The organism is Comamonas testosteroni, from assembly GCF_014076415.1.
GTDB lineage: Bacteria > Pseudomonadota > Gammaproteobacteria > Burkholderiales > Burkholderiaceae_C > Comamonas > Comamonas testosteroni_F.
In genome coordinates this window covers 2,626,186-2,638,180 of record NZ_CP043568.1, presented here as the reverse complement: position 1 = coordinate 2,638,180, position 11,995 = coordinate 2,626,186, and the positions used below count along the sequence as shown (strand labels likewise).

Annotated in this window: 8 protein-coding genes; 2 read left to right on the top strand and 6 right to left on the bottom strand. The window is 61.2% G+C overall.

The window, feature by feature from the left end:
• Positions 1-239: 239 nt before the first annotated feature.
• Positions 240-1,031: an outer membrane protein assembly factor BamD gene (locus F0P97_RS11955; RefSeq protein WP_003069900.1), complete on the top strand. Its 792-nt coding sequence runs from the start codon at positions 240-242 to the stop codon at positions 1,029-1,031.
• A gap of 51 nt (positions 1,032-1,082) precedes the next feature.
• On the opposite strand, the gene F0P97_RS11950 is transcribed toward F0P97_RS11955, so the two are convergent.
• Positions 1,083-3,167 carry an ATP-dependent DNA helicase gene (locus tag F0P97_RS11950; protein WP_182286885.1) on the bottom strand — a complete coding sequence of 695 codons (2,085 nt, stop codon included), beginning with the start codon at positions 3,165-3,167 and terminating at the stop codon, positions 1,083-1,085.
• Between the two features lie 136 nt (positions 3,168-3,303).
• Here F0P97_RS11950 and F0P97_RS11945 point away from each other — a divergent pair, with 136 nt between their 5' ends.
• Positions 3,304-4,077 carry a PP2C family protein-serine/threonine phosphatase gene (locus F0P97_RS11945; RefSeq protein ID WP_182286884.1) on the top strand — a complete coding sequence of 258 codons (774 nt, stop codon included), beginning with the start codon at positions 3,304-3,306 and terminating at the stop codon, positions 4,075-4,077.
• Positions 4,078-4,183: 106 nt separating this feature from the next.
• Here F0P97_RS11945 and F0P97_RS11940 read toward each other — a convergent pair whose 3' ends face one another.
• From F0P97_RS11940 to F0P97_RS11920, 5 genes are all read right to left on the bottom strand, one after another.
• Positions 4,184-4,945, bottom strand: a complete 762-nt coding sequence (locus F0P97_RS11940) for a hypothetical protein (RefSeq protein WP_182286883.1) — start codon at positions 4,943-4,945, stop codon at positions 4,184-4,186.
• A gap of 67 nt (positions 4,946-5,012) precedes the next feature.
• Positions 5,013-6,110: a cell division protein ZapE gene (gene zapE, locus F0P97_RS11935; RefSeq protein WP_034352349.1), complete on the bottom strand. Its 1,098-nt coding sequence runs from the start codon at positions 6,108-6,110 to the stop codon at positions 5,013-5,015.
• A gap of 151 nt (positions 6,111-6,261) precedes the next feature.
• Complete coding sequence (gene lpdA / locus F0P97_RS11930) at positions 6,262-7,689, bottom strand: dihydrolipoyl dehydrogenase (RefSeq protein WP_182286882.1); 1,428 nt, start codon at positions 7,687-7,689, stop codon at positions 6,262-6,264.
• Positions 7,690-7,770: 81 nt separating this feature from the next.
• The gene (odhB, locus tag F0P97_RS11925; protein ID WP_182286881.1) at positions 7,771-9,015 is read right to left on the bottom strand and encodes a 2-oxoglutarate dehydrogenase complex dihydrolipoyllysine-residue succinyltransferase; all 1,245 of its coding nucleotides are present in this window, start codon (positions 9,013-9,015) and stop codon (positions 7,771-7,773) included.
• A gap of 63 nt (positions 9,016-9,078) precedes the next feature.
• A complete protein-coding gene (locus F0P97_RS11920) occupies positions 9,079-11,958 on the bottom strand; it encodes a 2-oxoglutarate dehydrogenase E1 component (protein ID WP_182286880.1) in 2,880 nt (959 codons plus the stop codon).
• Positions 11,959-11,995 lie beyond the last annotated feature (37 nt).

The window sequence follows — 11,995 nt, the reverse complement described above, 5'->3', positions numbered from 1 at the left end:
GCCGCTATTGTAGGAAGAGCGCTTCGTCCCTGCGGACTCAATGCCTCTAGATTCGCTGTGGCCGTAGCGTAAAGACGCCAGCAACTCGCGAGCGCGATCCGGCTGCCCATTACAATGCGTCGATCCTTTTTCAGGAAGGTCCGGGCCTGGTGGTGTATGGTGTAGGTTTTGCGCCTTGCCGCCAGATGCGACGGGCCTGCCTCCTATTACCGCTAATGATTGTCAGAAAACTGTCCACCATGCCGCGTATTTCACTGACTCTAGTCCCTGCCGTGTTAATCGCCGCCACGCTGGCGGGATGCTCCAGCACCAAGGACGACCCGACGGCCAAGTGGACACCCGAGCGCATCTATACCGAAGCGCGCGATGAATCTTCCTCCGGTGCCTATGACAAGGCCGTTCCGCTGTTTGAAAAGCTCGAAGGCCGTGCCGCCGGCACGCCACTGGCCCAGCAAGCCCAGCTGGAAAAAGCCTATGCCCAGTACAAGGCCGGCGAAAAAGTGCAGGCTCTGGCCACGCTGGACCGTTTCACCAAGCTGCATCCTGCCAGCCCCGCCATGGACTATGCCCTCTATCTCAAGGGCCTGGTCAACTTCAATGACAACCTGGGCATGTTCGGCTGGCTGACCCGCCAGGATCTGTCCGAACGCGACCAGAAAGCCGCCAAGGATTCGTTCGAGTCCTTCCGCGAACTGGTGACCCGCTTTCCAGATTCCAAGTACTCCGATGATGCCCGCCAGCGCATGCAGTACATCGTGAACTCGCTGGCCCAGTACGAAGTCCATGTCGCCAAGTACTACTACAGTCGCGGCGCCTATGTGGCGGCCATTGCCCGTGCGCAGGCTGCCATCAAGGACTACCAGAACGTGCCAGCGGTGCGCGAAGCCATGGTGATCCTCGTCAAATCCTACGACGCCCTGGGCATGACTCAGCTGCGTGACGACGCCCAGCGCGTGCTGGAGAGCAGCTATGGCGCCAACACCGAGCAAAGCGTGGAGAAGAAAAAAGAATCCTGGTGGAAGCTCTGGTAAGCAGCGTTTTCCGCCCAGGGGACAAAAGGATGCGTCATACGCATCCTTTTTTCATTTCCACGCCTCTGAATCCTGCGCCGACGCCTGATCGCCGTCACGCCTGGCGTGTTGCGCGGACAACTGCTCCAGCGCCGCCTCGAACTCCAGCTGACTGCCCAGCACGCGCATGGGAGGCAACGCCGACATCAACTCCGCTCCATATCCCATGGTCATCAAGCGGCTGTCGCAGATGACCAGCACGCCACGATCGGCTTCACTGCGGATCAGACGTCCGGCCCCTTGCTTGAGGGCCAGTGCCGCCTCGGGCAGCATGTAATCATGAAACGCCCCTCGCCCCACGCTCTCCAGCAGTCGCGAACGGGCTTCGACCAGCGGGTCGTCAGGCGGCGGAAACGGGAGCTTGTCGATCACCACCAACTGCAGCATGTCGCCGGGCAGGTCCACCCCCTCCCAGAAAGTGGCGGAAGCCACGAGAACAGCTCCTCGCCCGGCGACTGCCCCGGCGGCCATAAAGCGCTGAATCAAGGCCAGCTTGGGCCCCTCGCCCTGTACCAGCACATCGAGATCAGCAAACAGGCCCAGGCTGGTGCGCAGCGATGCGCTGATCGCATGCAGGGCCTTGAGGGTGGTAGTCAGCACCAGGGTGCGGCCGCCTATGCGCTGCGCTGCATCCAGCACCAACTGGGCGACCTGCTGGCTGTGCTGTGCGCTGCCGGCCGCAGCAAAGGGCTGTGGCACATAGACACCGGCTTGCCGATGGTAGTCAAACGGGCTTTCCACCTGCAGCACCTGCGCTCCGCGCAGGCCGCAGGACTCGACAAACCAGCTCAGTTGGGCGTCATTGCCCAATGTGGCCGAGGTGAAGATCCAGGCCTTCTTCCTTGAAGGATCGGGCTCCTTGTCCTGATCCGCGCCTGCAACCTCCAGCGAGCGCTGAAGCAGTCGCTGCTGCATGATGCGGGCAATCGACAGCGGAGACTCCAGCATGCGCAGATACTGAGCTCCGACCTCCAGCCAGCGCACGCATTCATCATCTGCTGGAGCAGCAAAGCGTGCCAGTCGCGCGAGCAACTCTGCGCCGCGCTCATACAGACGCTGCAACTCGGCCCCTGCACCCTCCAGGCTTGAGAGTGGAATCAACAGGGCACGCAGGCTCTGCCCCAGCCGCACCAGTGCCGCACGCCATTTCACCGCATCCAGTCCCTGCGGGGTCACCGCTTGCCACGCAAGCCGCCCTCCGACCGGAGGCTTGCCGGCCTGCAGGCGCAGCTCGCGCATGGCCTGCTCCAGCGTGGCACAGAGCACCAGCCAGTCGGCCATGCCGCGTGCATGTTCCTGCGTCAGCCTGAGGGCATCACGTGCATACCCCACCAACTGCTGACTGGACAGAGCCTCTCCAGCAAACTGCACGCCGATGTCGTTGAGCCTATGGGCTTCATCGATCACCACCACGCCGGTATTGGGCAAAAGATGAGCCATGCCGCTGTCGCGCACATCGAGGTCGGCAAACAGCAGGTGATGATTGACCACCACCACGTCGGCCTCCAACGCCTGCTGACGCGCCTGATTGACATGGCAGCCCTGCCAGTGCGGGCAGTCAGACCCCATGCAATTGTCCTTGGTGGAGCTCACCAAGGGTATCACAGGGGAGCGCTCATCCAGCGCCGTCAGCTCCGCAAGATCGCCGGTACGCGTGACCCTGGCCCAGCGCTCCACATCCGCCACGGCGCGCAGCACCTGCGGATCCTGGGGAGCCGTACGGCCCTGACGCACACGCTCCAGCCGCTCCGTACATAGATAGGAAGAACGCCCCTTGAGCCTGGCCATGCGCAGAGGCAGGCCCAGACCATGAACCAGGCGCGGAAGATCACGGGCAAACAACTGGTCCTGCAGCGCCTTGGTGGCCGTGGACACCAGCACGCGCTGACCGCTGAGCAAGGCAGGCACCAGATAAGCGTAGGTCTTGCCAACACCCGTGCCGGCCTCCACCACCAGCACCCCGCCCTCCTCTATGCTCTGAGCCACCGCCAGCGCCATACGGGTCTGGCCTGGGCGTGGCGTGAATGCGGGTTCAGCCAGAGAGAGCGCACCTTGCTGTGCAAACACCTGCGCGACCGCCTCCTGCAAATGAGTCAAAACCGTTTCACCTTCCAACAAGCCAAGTCAGCGCAAGCTCACATAAGATCGCAAATATTCGCCGAGGCCCAGCCTCTGCCCGATAAAATGTAACGCAACGTTAAATCTCGCTCTGCGAGCGCACTTGCACACACTCATGTCATCCAGCTACCGCATTCAGGCGGCCACCGGCATTCATCGCGGTGACCGAGAATACCAGCAGGACCAGGTTCTGCTCATGGCGCATCCCTATGCCAAGGGCTGCATTCTCGGCGTGGTAGCCGATGGCATGGGCGGGCGCAGCGGCGGGAGAAAGGCTTCCGATCAGGTCATGCTGACGGCCCGACAGCTTTTCGAGCGCTTTGAGCCCGCCAAGGAAGACTGCACACGCATGCTGAGCACCATTGTGCAGGATGCCCACACCGTCATTCGCCTTACCGCCATAGCAGCGGAACAGGAGCCCCACAGCACCATCGCGGTCTTTGTGGTCCTGCCCGACAGTCGCTGCCACTTCATGCACTCCGGCGATTCACGGCTCTACCATTTTCGCGGCTCTTCCCTCATGCACCGTTCGCTTGATCACTCCTATGTACAGGCACTGGTCGACCGCGGCGAGCTCACCGAAACCGAGGCCCAGTACCACCCGCAGTCCAATATCTTGCTGGGCTGCCTGGGTGCCGAGCCGCCGCCGCCCATGAGCCACCACATGATTGAGAAACTGCTGCCGGGCGACAGCTTGATGGCCTGCTCGGACGGCTTGTGGCATTACTTCACCGCACAGGAGCTGGGCACTGTACTGGACGGACTCTCGCCACGCGAAGCCTCGCAATTTCTGATTGAAAAAGCCAGGCGGCGCGCGGCCGGGGGTGGTGACAACCTCTCGCTGGCAATACTCAAGCTGGATACCTCGGCCGCCGCAGCAAACGCTTGAAGAGCTACTCAGCCCAGACAAGACCGCTTGAGCGCCTTGGGAACAGGCGCTTGCAGCAATGCTTTCGATAGCGCCCTGCTGCAGAGCACTGTCGATCCGCAATGTATCAGGGGGCAGGTGCTGGCAGTGGCGCCGCCGTCTGCCCGCGCTCCTTGGCCTGCTGCAAAGCCCTGGCCTTGTGTTCGGCTGCAGCCTTTAGCTTGGCCTCATGATCTGCCCGGGCCTTGGCTTCACGTTCGGCTCGCCCCTGATCGGCCTGGGCACGGTTTTGCTCGTGGCGGCGCACATAGTCGGCCTGCTTGCTGGCACGCTGCTGAGCCTCGATCTGGCGCTGGGCCTGCGCCGCCTGCTCGTCAACTGCTGGTTTGGCGCCCGAGCCAGTGGGCTGGGGCTGGCTCTTGCCGTTCTTCTCGCGTTGCTGAGACTTCATGGGAACAGCAGCGTTTTCGGCTTTTTTCTCTTCAATGGCCTGCAGCTTGGCCGCAGCCTTCTCCTTGCGCTCCGCGTCGTTGATTTCCAGCTCGCGCGCACGCAGGGGCGCATCTTTTTCACGTGCCGCCCTACGGGCATCGGCCAGACAGCCCTCCACGGCAAACTTCTGGTAGCAGAGCTTTTCATCAGCCACCCGCTGCTGCTCGATAACGGCGCGCTTGCCGAGAATCTCGTCGCGCTCGGCTTCGCGCTGATGGTGCAGTTGCTGGCGCGCCTTTTCGGCAACATCCTTCTGCGCCTGCTTGTCGGTCTGCTGCGCCGAATCTGCCTTTACCTGGGCCATGGCCGGCACACAAGCCAGCCAGACGGCGGCCAGGGGCGCCAGTGCAAAGCCTGCAATGCGGCGGCGGATCAGCTGGGCAAGGATAGTGGACATCGTCATCAACTCAGAACTCGAAGTACAGGCTGGCATCTTAAAGCCGCGGGCAGCTGCCTGCAGGCGATCAGGTCAAGCTGGTGTCCACCACGCGGCGCTCAAGCGCCAGATATTCCTTGGAGCGCATCTCGTTGAGGCGCGAGACGGTGCGCGGGAACTCGTGGGACAGAGGACCTTCGGTATAGATCTTCTCGGGCGGCACTGCAGCCGACAGGATGAGCTTGACATGACGATCGTAGAGCACGTCCACCAGCAGCGTGAAGCGCCGCGCGGCCGAAGCCATGTTCACATGCAACTCGGGCACATCGGACAGCAAGATGGTGTGAAACTGCGTGGCAATTTCCAGATAGTCATTTTGCGAGCGCGGGCCGCCGCAGAGTTCGCGGAAGTCAAACCACACGACACCGCCAGCACGGCGCTTGGCCGCAATCTTGCGGGTTTCGATCTGCATCACCGGCTCTTCGTCATGGGCTTCGGCCAGGCGATCGAAGGTCTCCTGCATCGCAGCATCGGCTTCCGGGCCCAACGGGCAATGATAGAGCTTGGCATCTTCGAGAGTGCGGCGGCGATAGTCGGTGCCGTTATCCACATTCACCACTTCCATGCGCTCCTTGAGCAGGGCAATCGCAGGCAGGATCCGGTCGCGGTGCAAACCACCAGGATAGAGACCATCGGGCTCGAAGTTGGAGGTCGTCACAAAGCCCACGCCGTTGGCAAACAGCGACTCGAGCAGCTTGTAGAGAATCATGGCATCGGTGATGTCGGCGACATGAAACTCGTCAAAACAGATCAGCTTGTACTTCTTGGCGATCTTGGCGCCGAGGGCATCGAGCGGGTTCTGCGTGCCCTGCATCAGGTGCATCTCGCGGTGCACTTCGCGCATGAATTCGTGAAAGTGCAGACGTACCTTGCGCTTGAGGGGCACGGCATTGAAGAAGCATTCCATCAGAAAGCTCTTGCCGCGCCCCACCCCGCCGTACATATAGACGCCCTTGGGCAGATCGGGGTGATTGATCAGCTTCTTGAGAGCATTGGAGCGCTTGCCCTTGTACACGGCCCACTCGTCGGCACAGCGCTGCAACGCATCGACTGCACGTAACTGAGCAGGATCGCTTTTGAAACCCTTGGCGGCCAACTCCGCCTCGTAGGCTTGTCTTACATTCACCGTCTTGTCTCCAGATGCTCAAAAAACAATAGCTGCTACCGCTTATGCACTAAGCGTTAGCAGCCATTTTGTTCTGAATTCTAAAAGAAACTCAGCCTGCGCACGGGCACTTCACAGCCATGTCAAAACCTGCGCGCAAGACTGAAAAAACTTAGAAGTTCAGGGTGCGCTTATCCACAGCCAGTGCCGCTTCCTTGGTGGATTCGGACAGCGAGGGGTGAGCGTGGCAGATACGGGCGATGTCTTCGCTCGATGCCTTGAACTCCATGGCCACCACGGCTTCGGAAATCAGCTCGGACACCATGGGGCCGACCATGTGCACGCCCAGGATTTCGTCAGTCTCGGCATCGGCCAGGAACTTGACCATGCCGGTCGTGTCGCCCAGGGCGCGCGCGCGGCCGTTGGCCAGGAAGGGGAAGGAGCCTGCCTTGTACTTGACGCCGTCGGCCTTGAGCTGCTGCTCGGTACGGCCCACCCATGCGATTTCAGGGCTGGTGTAGATCACCCAGGGGATGGTGGCGAAATTCACATGACCGTGCTGTCCGGCAATGCGCTCGGCCACGGCCACGGCTTCTTCCTCGGCCTTGTGCGCCAGCATGGGGCCGCGCACCACGTCGCCCACGGCCCACACGCCAGGCAGATTGGTCTTGCACAGATCGTCCACCACGATGGCGCCGCGCTCGTCCAGGGCCAGGCCCACGGCTTCGGCGTTCAGGCCATTGGTGTTGGCGGTACGGCCGATGGACACGATCAGCTTGTCCACTTCCAGCGTCTGGGCTTCGCCCTTGGCATTGGTGTAGGCCACGGTCACGCCCTTCTTGCCGGACTTGACTTCACCGATCTTCACGCCCAGCTCGATCTTCAGACCTTGCTTGTCGAAAGCCTTCTTGGCTTCCTTGGCGATCTGCTCGTCAACCACGGGCAGGAACTTGTCCATGCCTTCGAGCACGGTCACTTCCGTGCCCAGACGGCGCCAGACCGAGCCCATTTCCAGACCGATCACGCCGGCGCCGATCAGACCCAGCTTCTTGGGAGTCTTGCCCAGACGCAGAGCGCCGTCGTTGGACAGGATGTTCTCTTCGTCGAAGGCCACGCCAGGCAGAACACGGGCGTTGGAGCCGGTGGCCACCACGATCTGCTTGCCGGTGATGACTTCTTCTTCCTTGCCGGCAACCTTGATTTCATAGCCGCCCTCAACCGCCTTGACGAAGGAGCCGCGGCCGTGGAAGAAAGTGACCTTGTTCTTCTTGAACAGGTACAGGATGCCGTCGTTGTTCTGCTTCACGATGGCGTCCTTGCGGGCGATCATCTGCGCCACATCCATCTCGACCTTGCCGGTGGAGATGCCATGGTCGGCAAAGTGCAGCTTGGCATGCTCGAAATGCTCGGAGGACTGCAGCAGCGCCTTGGAGGGAATGCAGCCCACGTTGGTGCAGGTACCGCCGGGAGCAGCGCCGCCGGCAGCGTTCTTCCACTCGTCGATACAGGCGACGTTGAAACCCAGTTGTGCTGCGCGGATGGCAGCGATGTAGCCGCCGGGGCCTGCGCCGATCACGACGACGTCAAATTGCTTGCTCATGATTTGAATCTTTTCTCTGTTTAACTCGAAAAAAGCCCACCGCTTTTGGTGGTGGGCTTTGTAGAAGCTCGATCTGCTGAATTACAGATCAAACAGGAGGCGAGAAGGATCTTCCAGCGCGTCCTTCATGGCCACCAGGCTCAGCACGGCTTCGCGGCCGTCGATGATGCGGTGGTCATAGGACATGGCCAGATAGTTCATGGGACGGATCACGATCTGACCGTTCTCGACCACGGCGCGGTCCTTGGTGGCGTGCACGCCCAGGATGGCGGACTGAGGGGGGTTGATGATGGGGGTGGACATCATCGAGCCGAAGGTACCGCCATTGGAGATGGAGAAGGTACCGCCGGTCATTTCTTCAATGCCCAGCTTGCCTTCCTTGGCCTTCTGACCGAATTCGACAATCTTCTTTTCGATGTCGGCGAAGCTCATCTGGTCTGCATTGCGCAGGATGGGCACCACCAGACCGCGGGGCGAGCTCACAGCGATACCGATGTCGAAGTAGCCGTGGTAGACGATGTCGTTGCCGTCGATGGAGGCGTTGACTGCGGGGAACTTCTTCAGGGCATGCACTGCAGCCTTGACGAAGAAGGACATGAAGCCCAGCTTGACGCCATGTTCCTTGGTGAACTGGTCCTGGAACTTCTTGCGCAGTTCCATCACGGGAGCCATGTTCACTTCGTTGAACGTGGTCAGGATGGCGTTGGTCGCCTGGGATTGCAGCAGACGCTCGGCAATACGGGCACGCAGACGTGTCATGGGCACGCGCTGCTCGGGACGATCGCCCAGGTTTTCCTTGGTCACGGGAGCTGCCACCTGAGGCAGAGCCGCCTTGGGAGCGCCGGTGGGGATGGCTGCGCCGGCCTTGATGGCACCCAGAGCGTCACCCTTTGTCACACGGCCGTCCTTGCCTGTGCCAGCCACGTTGGCTGCGGACAGGTTGTTGTCGGCCAGGATCTTGGCAGCAGCAGGCATGGCCACGCCGCTCTTGTCGGCGCCGGCAGGAGCGGCAGCCACGGGGGAAGCAGCAGGAGTCGCAGCAGCAGCGGGGGCGGCAGCAGGAGCAGCAGCAGCGCCGGCGACGGCTTCGGAGTCGATCTTGGCGATCACCTGCTCGGCAGCCACGGTTGCGCCGTCGCCTTGCAGGATTTCGGTGATCACGCCAGCCGAGGGAGCGGGCACTTCCAGCACGACCTTGTCGGTTTCGATTTCGATGAGGATTTCATCGATGGCCACTGCCTCGCCGACCTTTTTCTTCCAGGTCAGCATGGTGGCTTCAGTGATGGATTCGGACAGCTGGGGGACTTTAACTTCAACGATTGCCATTTTGAATTCTTTCCAAAGATGTTTCTTGTGCCCCCTGTCCTCGGACAGGGGGTGTCGCCTGTATTACTTGGTCAGGACAAAGCCCTTGAGCTTGGCGAATGCGCCTTCCACCAGTGCCTTTTGTTGCTCTTGGTGCAGATGTGCGTAGCCAACGGCGGGCGAGGCGGACGCAGCGCGACCGGAGTAGCCCAGCTTCTGGCCTTCACGCATGTTCTCGTGGATGTTGTGCTGGATGAAGAACCAGGCGCCCTGGTTCTGAGGCTCATCCTGGCACCACACGATGTCAGTAGCGTTGGCGTACTTCTTCACTTCGGCGGCGAACGCCTTGTGGGGGAAGGGATACAGTTGCTCGACGCGGATGATGGCGACGTCCTTGGATTCCTTCTCGGCACGCTTCTTGACCAGATCGTAGTACACCTTGCCCGAGCAGGCGATGATGCGCTTGACCTTGGCAGCGTTCTTGACGATGGTTTCGTCCTGCTCGGGAATCACGGTCTGGAAACCACCAGAGGTGAATTCGGACAGGGGCGAGGTGGCGTCCTTGTTACGCAGCAGCGACTTGGGTGTCATGATGACCAGCGGCTTGCGCAGGCCACGAACCATCTGGCGACGCAGCACATGGAAGATCTGGCTGGCCGTTGTGGGCTGCACGATCTGCATATTGGTGTCTGCAGCCAGCTGCATGAAGCGCTCCAGACGCGCCGAGCTGTGCTCGGGGCCCTGGCCTTCATAGCCGTGAGGCAACATCAGTGTCAGGCCGTTGACACGACCCCACTTCACTTCACCGGATGCGATGAACTGGTCGATCACCACCTGGGCACCGTTGGCGAAATCGCCGAACTGGGCTTCCCACACCACCAGGGTGTTGGGATCGTTCGATGCATAGCCGTATTCGAAGCCCAGCACTGCCTCTTCGGACAGGATGGAGTCGATGACGACGAACGGTGCCTGGTTCTCGGCAGCGTTCTGCAGGGGAATATAAGTACCTTCGTCCCACTTCTCGCGCTTCTGGTCATGGACCACGGCATGACGGTGCGTGAAGGTGCCGCGACCGGAGTCTTCACCCGACAGGCGCACGGGATAGCCAGACGCGACCAGCGATGCGAAAGCCATGGTCTCGCCCATGCCCCAGTCCACGTTGACATCGCCGCGACCCATGGCGGCACGGTCGTCGTACACCTTCTTGACCAGAGCATGAGGGTTCACGCTCGCAGGCAGGGTGGTGACCTTCTCGGCCAGACGCTTCCACTCGGTCAGGGGGATGGCAGTGTCGCCGGCGTCGGTCCAGGTCTTGCCCACGAAGGGGCTCCAGTCCACTGCATACTTGCTCTTGAAGTTGGTCAGCACCACGTCCTGGGTGTGACGGCCTTCGTCCATGGCGGCACGATAGGCCTTGACCATATCGTCGCCCAGTGTGTCGCCCAGACCCTGGGTCGCCAGCTTGTCCGCGTACAGCTTGCGCGTGCCGGGGTGGGCCGCAATCTTCTTGTACATCAGAGGCTGCGTCAGAGCAGGAGTGTCCTGCTCGTTGTGACCCAGCTTGCGGAAGCAGATGATGTCGACCACCACGTCCTTGGAGAACTCCATGCGGAACTCCAGGGCCAGCTGCATGGCCAGGCACACGGCTTCGGGATCGTCACCATTCACGTGCAGCACGGGCGACTCGATCATCTTGACGATGTCGGTGCAATACAGCGTGGAGCGCAGGTCGCGGGGGTCAGAGGTCGTGAAACCGATCTGGTTGTTGATGATGATGTGGACCGTGCCGCCGGTGGTGTAGCCACGGGTTTCGGACAGCGCCAGGGTTTCCTGGTTCACGCCCTGGCCGGCGAAGGCTGCGTCACCGTGCACCAGCACGGGCAGCACTTGCTTGCCCATGGGGTCGTCGCGACGGTCCATGCGCGAGCGCACCGAACCTTCCACCACGGGGTTGACGATTTCCAGGTGCGAGGGGTTGAAGGCCAGCGACAGGTGAACGGGGCCGCCCTTGGCAGACACGTCGGAGCTGAAGCCCTGGTGGTACTTCACGTCACCGGCAGGCAGATCTTCGGGAGCGGTGTGATCGAACTCGGCAAACAGATCCTTGGGAGCCTTGCCCAGGGTGTTGACCAGCACGTTCAGACGGCCACGGTGAGCCATGCCGATCACGACTTCCTGCACGCCCTTGGCGCTGGCGGAGTTGATCAGCTCGTCCATGGCGGCGATGAAGGACTCGCCACCTTCCAGCGAGAAGCGCTTCTGGCCCACATACTTGGTGTGCAGATAACGCTCCAGGCCTTCGGCAGCGGTCAGGCGCTCCAGGATGCGCTTCTTCTCGTCGGCATTGAAGACAGGCTTGGAACGAATCGATTCCAGGCGTTGTTGCCACCAGCGCTTTTGATTCTGGTTGGTGGCATACATGTACTCGGCGCCCAGGGTGCCGCAGTAGGTTTCGCGCAGAGCATTCATCAGCTCGCGCAAAGTCATGGTTTCCTTGCCGAAGAAGGTGTTGCTGGTGTTGAACACCACTTCCTGGTCGGCGTCGGTGAAGCCGTAGAAGGAAGGCTCCAGCTCGGGAATTTCGGGGCGCTCGGTGCGCTTCAGGGGATCCAGGTCGGCCCAGCGCTGACCCACGTTGCGGTAGGCTGCAATCAGTTGCTGCACGGCCGTGCGCTTGCGACCCAGCTCGGAGTCAGCGCCCGAAGCCACCACCACCTTGGTGCCGCCCTGCTTTGCACGCTCGGCAAAAGCATTGATCACGGGCAGGTGAGGAACGTCCTTGTTGTCGGTGCCGTCCACTGCAGGCACATGCTGCAGGGCATCGAAGTATTCACGCCAGGAATCGGGGACGCTACCGGGGTTGGCCAGGTAGTTCTCATACATCTCTTCGACATAGGGCGCATTGCCGCCGAACAGATAGGTGTTGCCTTGATAGGCTTGATAGATCGTTGACTGATCGCTCATATCTCGCTGACCTCCGCTTTCCTTCGGAAAGCATTAG